Here is a 19581-nt window from a genome sequence, read left to right as displayed (position 1 = left end):
GGGTCGGGTCAGCCGACGGTGAACCAGGTGGTGCGGGACTTCTTCCACTCGGCGTGGGTCAGGTCCTTGGCCTCGGTGCCGTCGCCGTACAGGTCGGCGGAACCGTCGTCGGTGATCAGCTGCGCGCGGGCGCCCGGCACGGTCAGGTCCGGCACGTCCACCACGGCCTCCCAGCCGCCGGCGTCGCTGGTCGGCAGGTCCAGCACCTTGACCGGGGCGTCGGCGGGCCGACCGGTCCAGCGGTAGAGCGCGTACGGGTCGGAGTTGTCGTCGGCCGCCCAGGAGCCGGCCACGATCAGGTACTGGTCGGCCGCGTTCTTGCGGATGTCGCGGATCGACAGGCCGCCGAGGTCCAGCGTGATCGGGGTGCCGAAGGTGGCGTGCACCGAACCGCCCGCCAGCTGGTCGAAGTTGGTCACCGGCACCAGCAGCGCCTTGCCGCCGTTCGCGGGCGGCACCAGCGGGGCCCGGAAGCCCACGTACGCGGTGGTGGTGGAACCCGGCGCGAACTCCAGGCCCTCCACGTTGAAGCCGTCGATCTGCTTGGGGATCTCACCCGCGGCGGCGCCGGCCGCGAAGCCGTAGCGGTTGCCGTTCGCCTTGTCCCAGGCGATCAGGTCGGCGCGCAGGCCCTTGTACGAACCGCCCAGGGTGAGCTGGGTGGTGGCGCCCGAGCCGGTGATCGTGGTGGTGAACAGCGTCGCCCGGTCGGCCTTGACCTCGCCGTCCTTGTTGTTGCCCAGCGAGCCCAGCCAGTAGATCGTGTTGCCGACCCGGCCGGCGGCCTCGATGTCGATCTCCTTGGACACCCCGAGCGAGGAGGAGAAGTCCCAGGTGCGCACCGGCGCGCCGGAGCGGCTGCGGTCGTACAGCCGCAGCACGTTGGACTCGTCGTCGGCGACCACGGCGTAGCCGCCGCCGGCGTCCACGGCCGCCGAGGCGTCGCTGGAGCCGGTCAGGTAGCGGGCGTCGACGGCGTGCTGCACCGCGGCCGAGGCCGCGTAGTGCAGGGTCTTGGTGGCGGTCTTGCCGCCGAGGCCGGTGACCTTGACGGTCAGGTCGGTGTAGCCGACACCGCGGGCGGCCACCGTCAGGGTGCGGGTGCCGGTGGTGCCGGCGACCGTGACGTCGGTGGTCTTCGCCACCGAGCTCTTGCTGGTCGCGGAGGCGGCCACGGTCAGGGCCGAGACGTCCGCCCCGCTCTGGGACACCGTCACGGTGACGGTCGGGTCGCCGGTGGCGCCGACCGCGCCGGACAGGTAGCTCGCCGAGAGCGAGATGACGGGGGTGCCGTAGCTCGCCGCCGAGGCGGGAGCGGCGAGCGCGGGGACGGCGGCGAGCAGCAGCGCTGCCGCGGCGAGACCGAGCGAGCTGGGACGGGACACCTGATGGCCCTTCGACGGACGGGGGGTTGCGAGGTCCGCACCAGGGTGGAGCTGCCGGGCGAACGGCAGAGATACATCGTCCGGTGGTTCGGCGAACAGCTCACCGCGCCCCGTAGCGTGGGGCGGAACCGACAGATTGGACCAGCCACCCATGCCCGCGCCCCGCCCCTACGTGCTGCTGAGCGCCGCCGTGTCGATCGACGGCCGGCTCGACGACGCCGGCCCCGAACGGCTGCTGCTCTCCAACGCCGAGGACTTCGACCGGGTGGACGAGGAGCGGGCCGGCAGCGACGCGGTGCTGGTCGGCGGGAACACCCTGCGCCGCGACAACCCGAGGCTGCTGGTCAACTCCGCCCACCGCCGGGCGGCGCGGCTGGCGGCCGGCCGGCCGGCGTACCCGCTGAAGGTGACGCTCAGCGCGAGCGGCGAGCTGCCGGCCGGGCTGAACTTCTGGCACACCGGCGGGGACAAGGTCGCGTACACCACCGACGCCGCGGCGCCCCGGCTGCGCGCGGAGCTGGCCGGGCTGGCGGAGGTGGTGGGGGTGGGCCCGCAGGTCGGGCTCGGGGCGGTGCTGGACGACCTCGGCGGGCGCGGGGTCGGGCGGCTGATGGTCGAGGGCGGCGGCAGCGTGCACACCCAGTTCCTGGCCCAGGGCCTGGCCGACGAGCTCCAGCTGGCGCTCGCCCCGCTGCTGGTCGGGCAGGTGGACGCGCCGCGCTTCCTCGGCGTGGCCGACTTCCCGGGCGGGCCCGGGCGGCGGATGCGGCTGCTGGAGGCACGTACGGTGGGCGATGTCGTCCTGCTCAGGTACGCCCCGAAGGAGTCCGCCCCGTGACCAGCCCCGCGACCGCCGATCTGCGCTGGCTGGCCCGCGCCGTCGAGCTGTCCCGCAACTGCCCGCGCTCCGGGACCGCCTTCTCGGTCGGCGCGGTGATCGTCGACGCGCAGGGGCGCCCGATCAGCGAGGGCTGGAGCCGGGAGCTCGACCCGCACAACCACGCCGAGGAGGCCGCGCTCGCCAAGCTGCCGGCCGGCGATCCGCGGCTGCGCGGCGCGACCGTCTACAGCTCGCTGGAACCGTGCGGGCAGCGTGCCTCCCGGCCGCTCACCTGCGCCCAGCTGATCATCGCGGCCGGGGTGCCGCGGGTGGTGGTGGCCTGGCGTGAGCCGGACCTGTTCGTCACGGCCTGCCAGGGGACGGCGCTGCTGGCGGCCGCCGGGGTGGAGGTGGTCGAGCTGCCGGAGCTGGCCGCGGCGGCCCGGGAGGTCAACGCGCACCTGCTGGAGCGGTGATTTTGTAAGCTGTGAAAACAAACCAGCTTCCAGGAGGTCCCGCATGCCCGCCGTCATCCTGTCCGCCCGCGCCCTGCTGTTCGACATGGACGGCACCCTGGTCAACTCCGACGCCGTGGTCGAGCGGTGCTGGCGCGGCTGGGCCGAGCGCAACGGGCTGGACCCGGACGAGGCGATGAAGGTGGTGCACGGGCGCCAGGGGCACCTGAGCATGGCCATCCTGCTGCCCGACCGCCCGATGGAGCAGAACCTCGCGGAGAACCGGCAGATGCTCGCGGAGGAGACCGCCGACGTCGAGGGCGTGGTGGCCGTCCCCGGGGCGGCCGCCCTGCTGGCCGCGGCCGAGCGGCTGCCGCGGGCGCTGGTGACCTCCGCCGACGAGGCGCTCGCCCGGGTCCGGATGGGCGCGGCCGGGCTGCCGCTGCCGGAGCTGCTGGTGACCGCCGAGTCGGTCGGCGCCAGCAAGCCCGACCCGGAGGGATTCCTGAAGGCCGCCGCGGCGCTGGGCTTCGCCCCGGAGGACTGCGTGGTCTTCGAGGACTCCGAGGCCGGCATAGCGGCCGGCCGGGCCGCCGGCATGCAGGTGGTCGGGGTCGGCCCGCGGGCCGCCGCCCACGGGCCGACCGTCCAGGTGGCGGACCTCACCCGGGTCCTGGTCGAGCCTCAGGCCGACGGCGCGATCCGGCTGTGGATCAGCTGAGACCGACCCAGCGCGGGTACGGCTGCGGTCACGGCTTCGCGGCCGGGAACACCGCATCGGCCAACCCGAGCACGTACGAGAGGTTCGCGCCGCGGACATCGGTCGGGTTGAGCGAGTAGACGATCTTCCGGCCGAGGTCGCGGGTGGCGAACACCCCGCTGGTCCACCCCGGGCGGGAGCCGGTCTTGCCCCACAGGTCGACGCCGTTGATCTGCACGTGCTCCAGCCCCGCGCTCATGCAGGCCCGGCCGCCGTTGCCGTCCGGCGTGGTGGCGCAGTGGCTGTTCTCCCGGTTCGGCACGTCGGGGACGGTGAACAGCAGCCGCTGCTGGGCCCCGGGCAGCAGCCGGCCCTCGAACAGCGCCGTGAAGAAGCGGTCCAGATCGGGGGCGCTGGAGATCAGCCCGCCCTCGGCCCACGGCCAGGGGCTCTGCTCGGTGACGTCCACCGGCCGCGAACCGCCGTCCGCGGTGGGCACGGTGAGGTACACCCGGGCGGCCGGGCGGGCCAGGCCGCTGTCGGTGGCGGCCGGCACGGCGGTGTCGCGCAGGCCGAGCGGGCGGATGATCCGCTGCTGCACCTCGTGCGCGTAGCTGTGGCCGGTGACCTGCTCGACCAGCAGGCCCAGCACGAAGGTGTTCATCCCGTTGTACTGCTGCGCGCTGCCCGGCGCGAAGCGCAACTGCTGGCCGGCCGTGCCCGCGACCACCTCCTGCGGGGTGATGCTCTGCGTCCGGTGCTCGACGAACCAGGCGTTGGTGCCGTCGCCCCACGCGTCACCGTTGCCGCCCGGCAGCCCGCTGGTGTGGTTCAGCAGCTGGCCGATGGTGATCGGGGGCCAGCCGGCCGGCAGGACGCCCGGCAGGTAGCGCTGCACCGGGGCGTCCACGTCGATCCGGTGCTCCGCGGCGAGTTGGAGCACCACCGCGGCCGTGAACACCTTGGAGATCGAGCCGATCCGGAACCGGCCGTCGACGTCCACCGGCCGACCGGTGGTCAGATCCCCCGTGCCCCAGGAGGTCTCGTAGCGGCCCGCACTGCCGGTGACCCGGAGCAGGGCGCCGGTCAGGTCGGCGTCGGGCAGCGCGGGCAGCGCCCGGCGGATCGCCTCCCGGTCCAGCGGCGGCAGCTGACCGGCGGCCGATCGGGCGGACTGTGGCACGGGGGCGGCCGATCGGGCCGCCTCCGGGGCCGGGGCGGCCGCCAGCGCCGGGGTGGCGAGGGTGGCCGCCAGCGCGACCACCAGCGCGCCGGTGGCGGCCATCCTGCTCCAACGCGCGTGCTTCACCGTGGTGTTCATGCTCCGGATACCCCCGATTGATCGACTGCGGACCGGCCTCCCCGATCCCTCGACCAGCCTGCCGGGGCGGGCCCGGCCCGCCATCCGGGTTCGCCCCCGAACAAACCCCGGCCCGCCCCGGACCGACCCCTGAGCCGTCACCGGAGCCGGTCAGGGGCAGTTGCGCGGCGCGCCGTCCTCGGCGGCGGCGAACCGGCGGCCGGACTCCTGCGCCTGGGCCAGCCTGCGCAGGCTCAGCAGCACCGGCTCGTAGAGCACGGTGAGCGCGACGGCCGCCTCCACCTGCGCCATCGGACCCTCGAACTCCTGCACCATGTCCAGGTCGTCGACGGCCAGTTGCGCGGCCGCCCGGGCGTACGGCGCCAGGTGGGCGAGGCCGGCCGGGTAGTCGAGCCGGGTGAGTGCGGCGACGGCGGCGACCAGGGTCCGGTAGGGCGTCGCGCGGGGGTCGCACCGCCAGTCGAGCTCCGCCAGCAGCTTCGCCACCTCGCGCTCGGCGGCCTCGGCGGCCGGGTCCTCCTGATCCGGCCGCGGTCCGGCCGGGAGCGCCTGCATCGCGGTGCCCAGCCGGGCGTCCAGGTCGAGCGTCTCGTCCTGCACCGCCGCCAGCACCTCGCGGGCGGTGGCCACCGGCACCCGGCCGATCTGGATCAGCGCCCGCACCAGGCGCAGCCGGCGCAGGTGCTCCTCGCCGTACTCGGCCTGGGTGGCGGTCACCCGCCGGCCCGGCTGGAGCAGTTGCTCGCGCAGGTAGTACTTGATGGTCGCGGCAGGGACACCGCTGCGTTCGCTCAGCTCCGCCAGCCGCATGTGCTTGCGCCTTCCATTGGACAGTGCCACTATCTTACAAGGATAGTGGCACTGTCCAACACTTCCGGAGAGAGGGTGCCCCGATGGGAGCCAAGCCGATCCGCGGCCGGATCACCGCCGCCGCCGAGCAGGACGTGGTCGTCTTCCTGATCGGCATACGGATCAACCGCCTGCGTTCGGTCCGCCGGTGGTGGCCGGTCAGCACCGCGATGCCGCGGATGCTCGCCGAGCTCGCCGCGGACCGGGACAGCGGCCTGCTCGGCCACCGGATGCGGCTCGGGCCGCCCCGGACGGTCGAGCTCGTCCAGTACTGGGAGTCGCCCCAGAAGCTGCTCGCCTACGCCGCGGACCGGGACGGGCTGCACCGCCCGGCCTGGGCCGCGTTCAACCGCCTGGTCCGTGAGAGCCGGGGCGAGGTCGGCATCTGGCACGAGACCTACGTGGTGCCGGCGGGCTCGTACGAGACCGTCTACGTCGACATGCCCCTGCACGGGCTCGCCGCCGCCACCGCACCCGTGCCGGTCGCCCACCGCGGCGAGAGCGCCGCCGAGCGCCTGGGGCGGCGCCGGGCGTCCTGACCGCCGGGCATCCTGGCCGCCCGAGGTGATCGTCGACCGGCTGCTGCCGCGCGTGACGGCACCTACCCGCGGCGGCTCCCCGTCCGCTACCGAGCCCGCTCACGCGTCGGCCCGGCGGGCGTACCCGCCGCCCGGGCGCGCGCACCCACGGGATCCGCGGACGCACCCGCCGGCCCGGTGCCGCCCGCGAGGAGCGGCCGGATCGCGTGGTGGGCCAGGAACATCGCCCAGACCTCCTGCTCGACCATGGCCGGGGATTTCGACCGGAGCACCGGGCGGGCCCGGCCCGGCCGGGCGCCCAGCTCGTCGATCAGCGTGTCGAGGCGCCAGCGCTCCCCGTACAGCCGGGCCAGCTCCGCGGCGCCGGCCCCGGCCGGCTCCAGGATCGAGCAGAGCAGCCGCCCGATCTGCCCGCCCGGGGCCCGGCCGGACCGGTCGGCGGCGGCGGGGAGCGGGCACTCGACCACCCGCACCACGACGGACCCGTCACCGGCCGCGGGGCCGGCCAGCCGGGACAGGTACGAGCCGTCGTCGAGGACCCGCAGCACCGGCAGGTCCAAGCCGGGTCTCGCGCGCCAGAGCAGTTCGGCGCCGCGCCCCCGGGCCCGGGTCCACAGGTCGTAGGACAGGGCGCCGTGGTCCGCGACCACGAGCTGCCCCGGCTGCAGCGCGGTGAGCACCTCGCGCACCAGGTCGGCGCCGCCGGGGCCGCGGGCGCCGAGAGCCGCGGCGCAGACCGCGTGGGTCGCACTCTCCGCGAGGGCCAGCACCTTCACCTGCGGCAGTGCCCGGCCGCCGGAGCCGTCGCGGCGGCCAGAGCCAGGGGCGGGGCCGGGTCCGGCGCCAGGGCCGCCGTACGCCGCGCGGTTGCCGGGCGACTCCTGCACGTCCAGCACGGCCGCGTCGAGCGACATCAGGCGCCACTGCCGGTGGAACGCGCCCACCGCACCGGGCCCGGCCGTCGGGCCGGCCACCTGCTCGAACAGCAGCCGCAGCGGGTCCGGGCCCAGCCGCTGCCGCGCCTTGGCGATCGCCGCCGTGGACGGCACCGGCAGCGGCGGCGCCCACCGGTGCTTGCGCGCCAGGCCGGCCGACAGCAGCCGCATGACCTCCCCGTACCCGTAGGAGGGATGGAGCCACATCGCCAGGGTGAAGTACAGGACCGTCCGCGCCGGCAGCGCCCGGCAGCGCTGCTCGGTCCGCCCCGCGGCCTCGACGGCGCCGTCCACCAAGGCGCTCGGCAGCGCCCAGGTCAGGGCGCAGACGCCGAGCAGATCTGCTAATCGCTCCCCCGCCGCGGGCGAGAACTGCCCGGTTCGTGCCATGATTTCGAGCCCCCAGCCTGAAGCAGCCGCTGTCCCAGCGGTCCGGTCGATGAACTGCCGCGGCGAATGGCCGCCATTCCCCGGCCACTTCGACACATTCCCGCCAACGGCGGTACGGCGGTACGGCACGGCGGTACGGCACGGCGGTACGGCGGCACAAGTCGGTCGAGCACATCCGGTCGCGCCGGAATTCCGGAAATGGGCAGCCAGGACTGCGGATCACCCGCCACTGCTGGCATATGCAACCACGATTGTGTGTTCGATGGAACCTGTCGGAGCGCAGGTCGTGGAGACCTCACGGGGAACTCGCGGAGTATCCGGATTCGGCGGGCGCGGCCGCCCGGCAATTCCGTGGATCGACACCGCCCGGGCCGGCGGCCAAAGTTAGCGGTTCTGACCCCTTGTCAGCCAGATCGCTTCTCCCTACCTTCGTGGATCAGGACCTCGGCCCAGCAGGCTGCCCGGTCCGTACCGGCCGCGACCCGCGCCGTCACCGAATGCACGACAGAACATGGAGGCGTCACATGCCCATAGCCATGATGGAACTCCCGAAGGTCGACGAATTCCGCGACGCGGGGCCACTGGAGCTCGACGACGAGGTCATCGTGTTCGAGGACGACGACCGCAGCGACCGCGAGCACACGGCCTGCCTCGCCGATCCCTGGGTGACCGCCACCACGCGCTTCGCCTGCGAGAAGAACTCCTAGCGGTGGCCGGGTCCATCGCCGGCCGCAGCGGATGGTCCGACGACACCTGGTCGTACCTGAACGATCCGCGGATGCCGGCGATGGAGCACGGTTGGAAACTGCACGTCTCGGCCCGCCCCGGTGACCTCGACACCGTGACCGGCCTCGTCCTGCCGGTGCTGCTGCGGCACGTCTGCCACGCGAAGTTCGCCAAGGACGCTCCGACCCTGCGCGCCATCAACTCCGGGCTGCCGAGCCCGGGCGCCGTCGGGAAGGCGATCACGGTCTATCCGGCGGCCGGCGCCATCACCGGGATCGCCCGGGAGCTCGTCGCCGTGCTGCGCGACCGGGAGGGACCGCAGGTGGTCAGCGACCGGCGGGTCGATCCGCGCGCGCCCGTCTACTACCGCTACGGGCCCTTCACCGGCGACTACCGGACCGGCCGGAGCGGACGGATCGAGTCCGTCATGGTCGGGCCGGACGGTCGGATCTTCGACGGCATGGCCGGTGGTTCCTACCGGTGCCCGCCCTGGGCCGAGGACCCCTTCGCGGGCGAACCCGGCCGGGCCCAGCGGGCCGCCGCGCCCGGATTCGGCGGTGGCCGCTACCGGGTCACCGTCGGCATCGTGCGCAAACCGCAGGGCAACGTCTACCGCGCGGTGGACCGCAGCACCGGGCGGCCGGTCGTGGTCAAGCAGGCCCGGGCCTTCGTGGCCGAGGACGAGGCCGGCCGGGACCCGCGTGACCGGCTGCGCAACGAACGCGCGATCCTGGCCGCACTCGGCTCCGTCGCGGGCGTGCCCCGCGCGCTGGACCACTTCCGGCACGACGCGGACGACTACCTGGTGATGACCAGTTGCGGGGATCGCGACCTGCGGCGGGACGTCCAGGACAACGGCCCCTACCGCGACGGCGACGCCCGACCGTGGCGCTCCCCCGCCGCCCTCGCCGCCCAACTCCTGCGCGTCCTGGACGCCATCCACGGCAGCGGCGTGGTCGTCCGCGACCTGGGGCCCAACAACCTCGTACTGGACGGCGCCGGCCGGTGCCACGTGATCGACTTCGGGATCAGCGAGCTGGACGGCGTCGGCCCGGGCGGGGCGACCCCCGGCTACAGCGAGCCGGTCCTGCGCGGCACCGGTCCGGCCGAGCCCGCCGACGACTACTACGCGCTGGGCGCGACCCTGTTCTTCGCCGCCACCGGCCTGGACCCGGTGATCGTCGACGCGGACGCCGTGGTCAACCGGGACCGCACCCTCGCCGGCCTGCGGTGGGCGCTGCCCGGCCCCGGACACCGGGAGATCCGGTCGGCGATCGGCGGCCTGCTGAGCTTCGATCCGGCCGAGCGCACCGCCGCCGCCGACCGGCTCCGCAGCGGGACGCCGGGCGGCACCTCCCGGCAGCCGTCGCAGCCGCGCCTCGACGGCGACCTGCTGCAGGAGATCATCGAGCACACCGCCGGGTACTGCGCCGACCAGGCACGCCGGATCGTGGACCCGGCGCTCGCCGCCCGCCTGAACATCCCCACCGCGATCGACGTCTACGGCGGAAGCTCGGGGCTCGGGCTGGAACTCCTCCACCACCGGCACCGGCCCGGGGTGCGCGAGAGCATCGACGCGCTGGCGCGGTGGACCGCGGAGCAGACCCGGAGCCTGTCGCCGGGCTTCTACTCGGGTCGCACCGGCGTCGAGCTCTTCCTCGCGCAAGCCGCGGCGGGAGCACCGGACGGGCCGCCGGAGCATCCGCTACCGGTCTCGTCACCCGACGGCGGGCCACCGGAGGCCGACCTGATCGAGGGTGTCGCCGGCATCGGCCTCGGCCGGCTGCTGCTGGCCCGGCACGCCCTCGGGGCCGGGCGCCGCGAACTCGCCGACCGCCACCTCGCGATCGCCGCCGAGTGCGAGCGGATGCTGGCCTCCGGCGCCGCCCGCCCGGCCCCCACCGGCGCCGACACACCGGGCAGCGCCGCACTGCGCGAAGGCCTCGCCCACGGCACGGCGGGCGTCGCGTACTTCCTGCTCGAACACGGCCACGCGACCGGCGACCCGGCGGCCGTCCACCGGTCGCGGACAGCCTGCGCGCACCTCGCCGCCGTCACCCCGGACATCATCGCGGCGGCCGACCGGCCGAGCGCGAGCCGCCGTTACGGCTCCTGGTGCCGCGGCCTGGCCGGCATCGGAGCCGTCCTGGTCCGCTCCGCCGACCGCCTCGGCGAGCCCGAGCACCTGCGCCTCGCCCAACAGGCCGCCCGCACCTGCGTGGCGCTGGCGCCGCGGATGCCGCTGGTCACGCAGTGCTGCGGGCTGGCCGGCGTCGGCGACCTGCTGGTGGACGTCGCGCAGGCCTCGGACTCCGAGGAGTTCTGGGCCGCCGCCACGACCGTCGCACTGATCATCCTGAGCCGCAGCGGCGGCCCCACCTCCCGCCCCACCTTCCCCGACCCCGACCTCACCCGACCCAGCCCCACCTGGGCCGGCGGCTCCGCCGGCGTCCTCGCCTTCCTCCGCCGCCTCCACACCCACGGCGGCCCCCGCCTCGGCCTGATCGACTGACGACACGGGTGCTTGTCGACACCTCGCTGCAGACGTACAATTTCTTGTACCTGAAAGGGGTCGACCATGAAGACGATGACCTACTCCGAGTCCCGTGCCCGCTACGCCGAGGTGCTCAATGCGGTCACGGACGACCGCGAGGAAATAGTGATCACTCGCGCGGGACGCGAGCCGGTGGTCATCGTCTCCCTGGAGGACTACCAATCTCTCAAGGAGACCGCCTACCTGCTCCGCAGCCCCGCCAACGCGCGCCGCCTCCTCGCCTCGATCGAGGAGTTGGAGAACGGCGGCGGGACGGTGCGCGAGCTGGCGGACCCCGAGTGAAGATCACCTTTGCCTCGCAGGCCTGGGACGACTACCTGTGGTGGCAGGTCCAGGACCGCAGGATCCTCAAGCGGATCAACACGCTCATCGCCGACATCGCACGCAACGCGAACGAAGGAATCGGCAAGCCGGAACCGCTCAAGCACGGCTTCCAGGGCTACTGGTCACGGCGGATCAACGACGAGCACCGGTTGATCTACAAGGCCACCGACAGCTCGGTCCTGATCGCCCAGTGCCGCTACCACTACGAGAGCTGACCCGACGGCAGGGAAGCGCCGGGCGGCCAGAGCCCGCAGAACTCCGTGACACACCGACCGGACAGCCCCGGCCGGCCGGTCGCCCACTTCGCCGAGGTCATCAACGACTTCGCCGACCACGGCCAGTTGATCCCCCACGCGAGGCCCGCGCATGGTCCCTGCTCGGGGCGACCGACGCGCCCGCCGGCGAGAACGCTTTCTCCCTGCCCGCCTGGATCGCGCGGACCTCCACCCCTGAATCATCCGGACACCCCGTCCCCAAGGCACCGTGCAGCCTGGCCAGGCCGGCCAACTCGCCGGAGGTGGCGGCACCGCTGTCCGGGCGGCCGCGCCAGATCGTCACCGGCGGCTGCTTCGATGGTGCCATGAGCACCGCGCGCGAGACCGACACCCTTCTCCCCGACACCGCCCAACTCCGCGCCCATCTGCGCGCACTGGCCGCTCTGGACGCGGCGATCAGCGATGATCCGCGGTTCTGCCGGTACACCTTCGACACCACCTGGGGCCCCGGCGAGGAGACGGCCCTGATGGCCAACGGCTCGGGGGACGACTTCTCCGTCCACTTCACCCCGGCGGGCGTGCTCGTCCGCGGCTTCGACCACGAGTCGGAGATGAGTCCGTACGGGACGGACGACGAGCAGGTCTGGCCCGGTGTCATCGAAGACGTGCCCGCGGCCACCGACCGCTCCCCGAAGCCGCCCGGGCCCACGTCGAGGACTACGACGAGCCCCCGACATCTACGGCCTGATCGCACTCACCTGCCCCCGCTTCTCGCCCGCCATCCACCGCTCACAGCGGCCAGGCGGTCAGCAAATCCTCGGGACCGTAGGCGGCGTCGGGACCAGGACAACCGACTCCGCTGCGCGAGACCACCACAACCGGGACAGGATCGTCGGTGAGGGCGGCCCGATGCCGATGGAGAGCGGCCAGGTCGTGCCGATCGAAGGGCGACCTCTCCAGCCACTTGATGGAACCGACGAAGAGCAGATCCTTGGCAATGGGGGCGCGGTCCGCCCCGACGATATCGATCTCGACGTCGTTGGTACGGGTCCAGTAGCCGCCCACTGCGGGGGCCGCTGGCAGCCGGTCGTCGGGCAGTATCCGGGCGAGCGCCTCGCGGACGAGTGGCTCGATCGCTCGGCCGCGCCAACTGGTCCAGCTCTCCCGGATCCGCGCCGACGTCAGATCGCCCCGCCCTCGCTCGATCTCCTCCATGGATGGTCCGAGCAGGTGCAGCCAAAACCGCAGGTAGGGATCAGCCACCCGGTAGCGGCGGTCCTTTGACGGACGCCGCGACACGGGCAGTTCTGCAGCGACGATCCGCTTGTCCGTCAGCAGCTCCAACGCTCGCTGGAGTGGCGTACCCCCGATCCCGCCGGCTGCACGGGCGATGTTGGTGAAGGTCCGCTCGCCACTGCCGATAGCCGCCAGCACCGTACGCGCCTGAGCCTGCGGGGGAAATTCGGCAGCCAGCGAACGCTCGGCCGACACCAGCAGGGCCGAAACCGGGTCGCTCAGCGCCTCATCGAGGAAGTCCCACAGCCCTGCACCTCGCTCCCACTCCGCGCAGATCAGCGGCAGCCCGCCGGTGACCAGCGCGGCATCGAAGGCTTCCGCCGGTTCCAGCCCGAGCATCTGCCCCACCTCGGCGGGATTCAGTGGTCCTAGCACCATCTCCCGGCCGCGCTGATGGAAAGGGCGTCCATAGCTGTTCAGAGCCTCCATCATCGACAGATCGGAGCCGATCAGGACCAACAGCACCGGCTTGGTCTCCAGCACCCGGTCCCAGGCCCGTTGCAGCATCCCCTCGAAGGCGCCATCAGCGTCCATCAAGTACGGCACCTCGTCGATGACCAGCACGCTCGCCCGGTCGGCAGGCAGTGCCGCAGCCAGCACATCGAACGCGGCATCCCAGCTCTCCGGTCGAGCAGCTGCCACCAACTGTGCCAGCGGCAGCGTCGATGCCTGGGCGTCCCGGGCCAGCCGTGCCAGATCATCTCTAGGGGACGCGCCGGTCGCCGCGTAGAACAAGAACGGGGCTCCGGAGCGCTCCGCAAACCGCTCGACCAGCCGCGACTTGCCCACCCGGCGCCGCCCGCGCAGCATCAGGCACCGCCCGGGCCGCTCCCCGCCGGCCCCTGCCGCAACCTTCTGCCACTCCCGTTCCAACGTCGCCAGCTCCTGGCGACGGCCCACGAAGTCCACCATGCCCGCCAACCTCCACGCATGTAACTAACACCTACGTTAGCAACATCGACGTTAGCAGCAATATCACCCCAGAGACACATCCTGTCACTCGCAGTCACCATCCATACGCTCGCGCCCCGTCGGACACCCCCTTGCCGCCATTGATCACTTTGCCCCCAGCGCGGTCGACTCCGATCGCACGACGGAGCACGCAGAGAACAACAGAGAGCAGAAGAGGCAACGGGCAACCCCGCCGAACCCCGATTCTTGGGGCGCGCCTCGTGCCAAACTCGTTCTCGGATGCGAAGCGCGACGGAACCGTCACGACGGGTGTTCGCCGTGGGTTTTCGTGTCGCCCGGTGTACGCCGAACGAGAGTTGCCCGGAGGGCCCACAGCTCTCACCCGCAACCCAAGGGAAGGTCCAGCATGAGTACACATCCCCGCTTTGGTCCGGAACTTCGCCGTTTACGACAGGAAGCAGGGCTTACCCTGACCGAGTTCTCCGTGGCGCTCAACTACGACAAGGGGCACCTCAGCAAGGTCGAGCGAGGGGAGCGTTCCGCGTCCCCCGAACTGGCCCGTCGGTGCGACGCCTTCCTCGGCGCGAACGGCGAGCTGCAGAGCCTGGCCCTCCGTCCCGAGACCGACTCGGACACCAGCGAAACCTCCGCTGTCCCGAGCCTCTGGCTCGTCGGGCGCCGGGAGGTCCTCGCGGCGGGTACTGGGGCGCTGATCGACCTCGGCCTGAAGCTCCGCAGTCAGCCGTCCTCCACCATCGACCCCCTCCTTCCCTCCTTCCGCGCACAGTTCGACCAGCTACGAAATCTAGGCCAGTCCACCGCGCCGAAAATCCTGCTTCCCCTCCTGGAGACGCAGACGCGCATGGTCGCCGGGCTGGCCTCCGACGCCCCCTCCGCCGCTCGAGCTTCCGCACTCCTGCTAGCGTCACGGTTCGCGGAATTCACCGGCTGGATGGCGCAGGAGGCCGGGGACAGTGGCACGGCGCTCGGCTGGACCGGTGAGGCCGCCGAACTGGCGCGCGCCGGGGGCGATCCGCACCTCGGTTCCTACGCGCTCGTGCGCCGCGCCTTGGTCACGCTCTACGGCGGGGACGCCGCGGGCACCGTCGCCTTGGCCCGCCGGGCTCAGAGCGAAGCGCTCCCGCCGCGCATCCGGGGACTCGCGGCCCAGCGGGAGGCCCAGGGACACGCACTCGTCGGCGACGAACGCGCCTGCCTCCGCAGCCTCGACAGGGCGAGGGAGCTACTCGACGGCGACGACACCCGCAGTGGTGCCGAGCCTGTGATCGGCACCACCCACGTGAGCGATCCGGCCGCGATGACGACCGGCTGGTGCCTGCACGACCTCGGTCGTCCCAAGGCCGCCGCCGAGATCCTCGACCGCGAGTGCCGCCGGATCCCGCCGCACGCGCTGCGAACCCGCGCCCGGTACGGCTTTCGTAGGTCCTTGGCCCACGCCGCCTCCGGAGAGGTCGAGCACGCATGCGCGATCGCAGGAGAACTCCTGGGAGTGATGCCTGCCGTGCCCTCGGCAACGGTGAACAGCGACGTCCGGCGTCTCGCGCGAGAACTCTCCCGGTTCCGGAGCAGCCGAGCCGTACTCGATCTGCAGCCGGCGCTGGCACGGGTGCTCGCCCCCACGCAGGACTGACACCGGCTCCACGACCGGCCCCGGCTGGAGCCCTCAGGCTCGCCGGACCAACCAGCCCCTCCGGATCCCACGATCCCCGGCGGGACTTCTGACTTCCGCCTGACGCATCGAACCGCGCCCCCGGCTTCTCCGGGCTGCCCGCGACCTGGTGGCGCACCGATCAGCGCACCTCCATCCGTACGCCTTTCCGTGGTAGCGCCATGCCGTCACGCGGTCGGAACCTCATGGCCCGGGCTGACCGGAGCCTCGGAGGTCTGGTCCGCGAGGCCCGCGCCCGTACCTGCTCACCTCTGCCTTCCGTCTTCTTCTCACGAAGGGAACTTCCATGCCCGACGTCTTCGTCAACTACCGCACGGGTGACGAGGAATCCGCTGCGACCATGATCGCCCGGGAGCTCGCCCGGCGGTTCGGCGGCGAGCGGATCTTCTTCGCCAGCAGCTCGATCGAGCTCGGACACCGCTTCCCGGCAGAACTGGTCAAGGCGGTGGAGGAGTGCGAGGCGCTCCTCGCCGTGATCGGCCCGCACTGGGCCGAGGTGCGGGGGCCCTCCGGCCGCCCCGTCCTCGAATCAGAGCAGGACTGGACCCGCCGTGAGATCCAGACCGCGCTCGACCGCGGGATCCTGGTGATCCCGGTACTCGTCGGAAAGGCCACGCGGATCGACCGCGCCGTCCTCCCGGACGATCTGCGGGAGCTGGCGGACTGCCAGTACAGGCGTTTCGACCACCGCAACGCCGAGTCGGACCTGACAGCGCTCGGTGATGCCCTCGCCCGGCTGCTGCCCGAGCTGGGCGCCGCGGACCGCGACGCCCGGGCAGCGCGGGAGCGGGCGGAAGCGAAGTCCCGTAGGACGTCGGCCCAGGATGCCGGGCACACCAGGATGCGGACGCGCGACGTCGAGCAGCGTGTGCGCGGCGGCATCGGAAACCTCAACGGAGACCTGTCCGGCACCTTCGTCAACGAGCCGCAGGGGCCCGTGAACACCGGTCGGGGAAGCCAGTACAACGCGCCCCACTTCCAGGGCGACAACACCGGGGTCAACTTCACCGCGGGCGACAACAGCGGCACGGTCCACCAGCGCCTGGAGCGCGAGCGCCGGCCCTCGGGCGACGGACGATGACCGAGCAGGACCGCGTCACCGTCAATGATCCACGTGGCCCCGTGAACAACGGCGATGGGCACCAGTACGTCTACTACGGCGTCGGCGCGGACTGGATGATCCGCAAAGGGGTCGAGTCCCTCCGGATCGCCCGGGAGGACCGGGTGCGCCTCGCCGACCGGTTCGTTCCGCCGGTGGGTTACCGCGTCGCCGCCGAACGCCTGGAAAAGCCAGGATCGGTGGTGCTGCTGGAGGCTCCCCCCGGCAGCGGCCGCCGGGCCGCGGCGATCATGCTGCTGCACGGGCTCGGGCGCCGACGAGGAGGGAGTCCGGTTCGAGGAGCTTCCTGCCACGGACAAGGACGAGATGCCCCTCGCCCCCGGCGAGGGCGACCGTTTCCTCCTCGACCTCTCCGGGACAGCCGACGAGGAGGCGTACGCCAAGGCCCAGCGCCGCCTGGCCGTACGCCGGTCACAGGTCCAGGAGGCGGGGGCCCACATGGTCGTCGTCCTGCCGTCGGGCATGGAGCACGCCCACCCGCCGGACCTCGAACAGCACACGGTGACGCTGGGGCGCCCCCGGGGTGTAGCCGTAGTCACCCGGCACCTCCGCATGGACCGAATGACCTTCCGCCCCGCAGACCTGGGGAGCCCCGACCTCCAGCGCCTGTGCGACCGCTCTCCCGTGCGAGAACTGGCGCGGCTCGCAGGACTGGTGAGAACCGCTCGCGACAGCGGCCGGTTCGGCACCGACTTCGCGGGGTGGCTCGACCAAGCGATGCACGCGGTGACCGACCGTGCCGACGAAGTGGGCCGACAGATGGCCACGGTCCGCGCCGCGCCCGATCGGGCCCTGCTGCTCGCGACGGCGGTGTTCGAGGAGACCGGCGCCGACATCGTCTACGAGGCATGGCACGGCCTGATGGCCACGGTGAAGCACAAGGAGGAGGCGACGACCGAGCTCGCGCGGACGGACTTCGGGGAGCGGTTGGCGGCGCTCGGGATCGAACGAGGCCCGGACGGACGGCTCCGCTTCGGGCGGCTGGCCTACGCCGGCGCTGTACGGACGTACTTCTGGGCGAACTTCCCCGGCCTGCGCGACGACCTCAGGGACTGGATCGGCCATGCCGCCGGGCTCCGCGGTCTGACCACCGACGACCGGGTGGACATCGTCGTCCGCTTCGGCGAACGGTCATTGGCCATCGGGCGGCCCGACCATCTCTTCGACCTCGTGGTGCAGTGGGCCAACCGTGCGGGCGGGACGACGTGCGACCCGCAAGCCGTAGCAGCCCTTGAACTCGGGCTCAGTCACGAGAGGTTCGGGGGATGGTTCCGCAGGCGGATGTACGACTGCGTGAGGTCCGGCACCTTGTCGGACGGTCTCGCCCGCGTCTTGACCACCGCCTGCCTTCAGAGCCTCGGCTCGACGCACCCGGATCAGGCGATGGTGCGGCTCCACTACCTCGCCGTACGGAAAGAGGAGGCGGCGCACGAGGCCCGGGAGGCACTTCTCGACCTCGCCGGTCGCGACCGGCGGCTCTACCGGTTGCTGATCGACCGCCTACGGGACCGGACGCGCCGGGAGCCGCGCGGGGCGGAGTCCCAGCTCCGGCTGCTCACGGAGTTGTTACGGAGTGACCGGGCACCGGACCCGCCGCCGTGGCCGGACCTGTTCCTTGGCTGGGAGACGGTCTTCTCCCAGCCGCCGACGGACCTCTGGAACCCCCTGGTGAGTAGCTGGTTGAACGCCGTGGCGCGCGACCGGACGCTGGAGATGGCACTTGGCGTGATGGTAGGAGCGACGCACGGCCGCACGGCCACTCTGCACCGCCTCTACGCCATCGCCTGCGGCTGGGCAGGGCCCCCGCGCCACCCGTCCCGGGCACCCGTCGCCGACCGCTTCTGGCAGCACATCGACCACGCGCAGTATGCCCGCACGGAGAGTACGGGGCGGGCGGGCGCCGGACCACGGACCACGGAAGAGGCTCGATGAAACATCGCTTTCCCAGCCTGCTGTTCGTCGCTCTCTGCGGCCTCGCACCGGCTGTCATCGGAAACCTCCTGCACCGGTCGGTATGGCTGTGGGGCTTCATGTCCATGGTCACGGCCTCGGGCTCGCTGCTGCTCGTGCTGACGATCTTCAGCGGTGGCCGCGCGTCGGCCGATCCGCACGAGCCCAGGGAAGCCGAGCCGCCTTCGGCGCCGACGGAGCAGCCGTACCAGCAAACGCGGGTGGTCGACGCGGCGCTGCCGAGCGCGGCAGGCGGATACGACTTCTTCTTCTCCGCCACCGTGTGGTGGAGGCCGGTTCCCGACCACCCCGACCGATCCGGCAGTGCCTCCCCGGACCTCGCCGTGTCCTCGGTCGTCGGCCGGGCCCTGGATGTCGTCCACCGCGAGGAGCCCGGCCGGGCGAGCTTCGCGCGGTACCACCTGGCAGCGGAACTGGGTGTTCCGATTTTGGATCGGAGCGGACGGGTGACGGCCCACGCGACCGATGTGACGCTGACCCTCGCCCCCTCCGATCGCGAGCGACTGCGAAAGCTGAACGACCTTCGCAAGGACGAGGAGATCTGGGAGTACGAGCGTCAGCACGAGCGCAACAAACGGCGCTACCTCGGTGACGACGTACTCAAGAGCGCGGGCAGCGCGGTGGTGTGGTGGCTCGCCCGCCACGAGAACGAGATCGAGAAGGCGGTCGACATGATCGGCCCGCTCGCCCAGATCGCAGCGGCGGCCAACGACGAGGAGATGCCCGAGCTCTTCCGCCACCTGCTCGTCCCTCCCGTGGGCGCGCGGAGCGAAGCGACCGTCGGGGGCCCGCTCTGGGCCGGCGACGGCCAGGGAGAAGAGATGTTCGACCGTGAGGAGGAAGTAGGGGTCTCGGATCGGCTGCTCCTGTTGCTGGCGGCACTGGGTCTGAAGCCGGACATGGACGGGTACACGGTGTTCGTGCACCGTGTGGTGCGAAGCCTGCAAGCGGCGGGGCTGGACGATGCCGCCGAGGAGATCAGGCGGACCCTTCTCTCGACGCCCGAGGAAGGCGGAGGCGAAGGGCCGGAGGGTGGGCCTTCTGGCGAGGCGGACGCCACCGGGCCCTGGGCGCCGGGTTTCCCGGCTCCCGAAGGCTCTCCGTTCACCGGCGCGGCTGCGGGCACCTTCACGCCGGGGGCGGCGGCGAGCGGCGCGGGCGATTGGAGCCACGGCTGGCGAGAGACGAGCGAGGACGACGACATGACACTGCCGTACTTCTGGGACACCGCGGACAACTCGCAGCGTCCCGCTGCACCTCGTGCACAGGGCGAGGACGAGAGCTGAACCGTCAGGCACTCGACTCTCCGAGGCCCCGCTTCAACGAACCAGGGGTCCGGCCTCGAACGGCCGGACCCCTGCTGACCTTCATAGTTGCCA

The 19581-nt window shown here is 72.5% G+C and carries 17 protein-coding genes; 12 read left to right on the top strand and 5 right to left on the bottom strand.

Annotation, left to right across the window (positions count from 1 at the left end; genetic code table 11):
- Positions 1-8 precede the first annotated feature (8 nt).
- The gene (locus AB0K43_RS24545; protein ID WP_363643224.1) at positions 9-1385 is read right to left on the bottom strand and encodes a hypothetical protein; all 1377 of its coding nucleotides are present in this window, start codon (positions 1383-1385) and stop codon (positions 9-11) included.
- A gap of 151 nt (positions 1386-1536) precedes the next feature.
- Here AB0K43_RS24545 and AB0K43_RS24540 point away from each other — a divergent pair, with 151 nt between their 5' ends.
- From AB0K43_RS24540 to AB0K43_RS24530, 3 genes are read left to right on the top strand one after another with little or no spacing between them, the layout of a single operon-like run.
- On the top strand, positions 1537-2223 hold the full coding sequence (locus AB0K43_RS24540) for a RibD family protein (RefSeq protein ID WP_363643222.1): 687 nt from the start codon (positions 1537-1539) through the stop codon (positions 2221-2223).
- Positions 2220-2681: a dCMP deaminase gene (locus AB0K43_RS24535; protein ID WP_363643220.1), complete on the top strand. Its 462-nt coding sequence runs from the start codon at positions 2220-2222 to the stop codon at positions 2679-2681. Before AB0K43_RS24540 ends, AB0K43_RS24535 begins: the two co-directional genes overlap by 4 nt.
- A 43-nt stretch (positions 2682-2724) precedes the next feature.
- On the top strand, positions 2725-3381 hold the full coding sequence (locus tag AB0K43_RS24530) for an HAD-IA family hydrolase (protein WP_363643218.1): 657 nt from the start codon (positions 2725-2727) through the stop codon (positions 3379-3381).
- A 28-nt stretch (positions 3382-3409) separates the two neighbouring features.
- Here the strand turns inward: AB0K43_RS24530 and AB0K43_RS24525 are convergent, their stop codons facing one another.
- Together AB0K43_RS24525 and AB0K43_RS24520 are read right to left on the bottom strand one after the other, a co-directional pair.
- Positions 3410-4681 (bottom strand): serine hydrolase domain-containing protein, encoded by a 1272-nt coding sequence (locus tag AB0K43_RS24525; protein WP_363643216.1) that lies wholly within the window; start codon positions 4679-4681, stop codon positions 3410-3412.
- Between the two features lie 150 nt (positions 4682-4831).
- Positions 4832-5491: a MerR family transcriptional regulator gene (locus AB0K43_RS24520; RefSeq protein ID WP_363643252.1), complete on the bottom strand. Its 660-nt coding sequence runs from the start codon at positions 5489-5491 to the stop codon at positions 4832-4834.
- A gap of 83 nt (positions 5492-5574) precedes the next feature.
- On the opposite strand from AB0K43_RS24520, the gene AB0K43_RS24515 reads away from it, so the two are divergent.
- Positions 5575-6069, top strand: coding sequence for a DUF4188 domain-containing protein (locus tag AB0K43_RS24515; RefSeq protein ID WP_363643214.1), 495 nt, complete (start codon positions 5575-5577; stop codon positions 6067-6069).
- Positions 6070-6155: 86 nt separating this feature from the next.
- On the opposite strand, the gene AB0K43_RS24510 is transcribed toward AB0K43_RS24515, so the two are convergent.
- A complete protein-coding gene (locus AB0K43_RS24510) occupies positions 6156-7394 on the bottom strand; it encodes an IS4 family transposase (protein ID WP_363643212.1) in 1239 nt (412 codons plus the stop codon).
- A gap of 524 nt (positions 7395-7918) precedes the next feature.
- On the opposite strand from AB0K43_RS24510, the gene AB0K43_RS24505 reads away from it, so the two are divergent.
- From AB0K43_RS24505 to AB0K43_RS24490, 4 genes are all read left to right on the top strand, one after another.
- Complete coding sequence (locus AB0K43_RS24505; protein WP_363643210.1) at positions 7919-8101, top strand: SflA family class IV lanthipeptide; 183 nt, start codon at positions 7919-7921, stop codon at positions 8099-8101.
- Positions 8102-8103: 2 nt separating this feature from the next.
- A complete protein-coding gene (gene lanL / locus AB0K43_RS24500) occupies positions 8104-10632 on the top strand; it encodes a class IV lanthionine synthetase LanL (protein WP_363643208.1) in 2529 nt (842 codons plus the stop codon).
- A gap of 66 nt (positions 10633-10698) precedes the next feature.
- The gene (locus AB0K43_RS24495) at positions 10699-10956 is read left to right on the top strand and encodes a type II toxin-antitoxin system prevent-host-death family antitoxin (protein ID WP_363643206.1); all 258 of its coding nucleotides are present in this window, start codon (positions 10699-10701) and stop codon (positions 10954-10956) included.
- Positions 10953-11213, top strand: a complete 261-nt coding sequence (locus tag AB0K43_RS24490) for a Txe/YoeB family addiction module toxin (protein ID WP_363643204.1) — start codon at positions 10953-10955, stop codon at positions 11211-11213. The genes AB0K43_RS24495 and AB0K43_RS24490 overlap by 4 nt, the downstream gene beginning before the upstream one ends.
- Before the next feature lie 789 nt (positions 11214-12002).
- On the opposite strand, the gene AB0K43_RS24485 is transcribed toward AB0K43_RS24490, so the two are convergent.
- Positions 12003-13421, bottom strand: coding sequence for an ATP-binding protein (locus AB0K43_RS24485; RefSeq protein WP_363643202.1), 1419 nt, complete (start codon positions 13419-13421; stop codon positions 12003-12005).
- 406 nt (positions 13422-13827) lie between these two features.
- On the opposite strand from AB0K43_RS24485, the gene AB0K43_RS24480 reads away from it, so the two are divergent.
- The 4 genes from AB0K43_RS24480 to AB0K43_RS24465 all read left to right on the top strand — a co-directional run bounded on the left by AB0K43_RS24480 (position 13828) and on the right by AB0K43_RS24465 (position 19488).
- Positions 13828-15072 (top strand): helix-turn-helix transcriptional regulator, encoded by a 1245-nt coding sequence (locus AB0K43_RS24480; RefSeq protein ID WP_363643200.1) that lies wholly within the window; start codon positions 13828-13830, stop codon positions 15070-15072.
- A gap of 325 nt (positions 15073-15397) precedes the next feature.
- Entirely contained in the window at positions 15398-16192 is a 795-nt protein-coding gene (locus AB0K43_RS24475) for a toll/interleukin-1 receptor domain-containing protein (protein WP_363643198.1), read from the top strand.
- Positions 16193-16537: 345 nt separating this feature from the next.
- Positions 16538-18163, top strand: a complete 1626-nt coding sequence (locus AB0K43_RS24470) for a hypothetical protein (RefSeq protein ID WP_363643196.1) — start codon at positions 16538-16540, stop codon at positions 18161-18163.
- Positions 18160-19488 (top strand): hypothetical protein, encoded by a 1329-nt coding sequence (locus AB0K43_RS24465; protein ID WP_363643194.1) that lies wholly within the window; start codon positions 18160-18162, stop codon positions 19486-19488. Before AB0K43_RS24470 ends, AB0K43_RS24465 begins: the two co-directional genes overlap by 4 nt.
- Positions 19489-19581: the final 93 nt, after the last annotated feature.

The sequence above is a fragment of the Kitasatospora sp. NPDC049258 genome (assembly GCF_040678895.1).
GTDB lineage: Bacteria > Actinomycetota > Actinomycetes > Streptomycetales > Streptomycetaceae > Kitasatospora.
This window is presented reverse-complemented; position numbering and strand designations above follow the sequence as displayed.

Coding starts and splice junctions, on each gene's coding strand:
- AB0K43_RS24540 (WP_363643222.1), top strand. CDS start 1,537: ATGCCCGCGCCCCGCCCCTACGTGCTGCTGAGCGCCGCCGTGTCGATC.
- AB0K43_RS24530 (WP_363643218.1), top strand. CDS start 2,725: ATGCCCGCCGTCATCCTGTCCGCCCGCGCCCTGCTGTTCGACATGGAC.
- AB0K43_RS24525 (WP_363643216.1), bottom strand. CDS start 4,681: ATGAACACCACGGTGAAGCACGCGCGTTGGAGCAGGATGGCCGCCACC.
- AB0K43_RS24520 (WP_363643252.1), bottom strand. CDS start 5,491: ATGCGGCTGGCGGAGCTGAGCGAACGCAGCGGTGTCCCTGCCGCGACC.
- AB0K43_RS24515 (WP_363643214.1), top strand. CDS start 5,575: ATGGGAGCCAAGCCGATCCGCGGCCGGATCACCGCCGCCGCCGAGCAG.
- AB0K43_RS24510 (WP_363643212.1), bottom strand. CDS start 7,394: ATGGCACGAACCGGGCAGTTCTCGCCCGCGGCGGGGGAGCGATTAGCA.
- AB0K43_RS24505 (WP_363643210.1), top strand. CDS start 7,919: ATGCCCATAGCCATGATGGAACTCCCGAAGGTCGACGAATTCCGCGAC.
- AB0K43_RS24495 (WP_363643206.1), top strand. CDS start 10,699: ATGAAGACGATGACCTACTCCGAGTCCCGTGCCCGCTACGCCGAGGTG.
- AB0K43_RS24485 (WP_363643202.1), bottom strand. CDS start 13,421: ATGGTGGACTTCGTGGGCCGTCGCCAGGAGCTGGCGACGTTGGAACGG.
- AB0K43_RS24480 (WP_363643200.1), top strand. CDS start 13,828: ATGAGTACACATCCCCGCTTTGGTCCGGAACTTCGCCGTTTACGACAG.
- AB0K43_RS24475 (WP_363643198.1), top strand. CDS start 15,398: ATGCCCGACGTCTTCGTCAACTACCGCACGGGTGACGAGGAATCCGCT.
- AB0K43_RS24470 (WP_363643196.1), top strand. CDS start 16,538: ATGCCCCTCGCCCCCGGCGAGGGCGACCGTTTCCTCCTCGACCTCTCC.
- AB0K43_RS24465 (WP_363643194.1), top strand. CDS start 18,160: ATGAAACATCGCTTTCCCAGCCTGCTGTTCGTCGCTCTCTGCGGCCTC.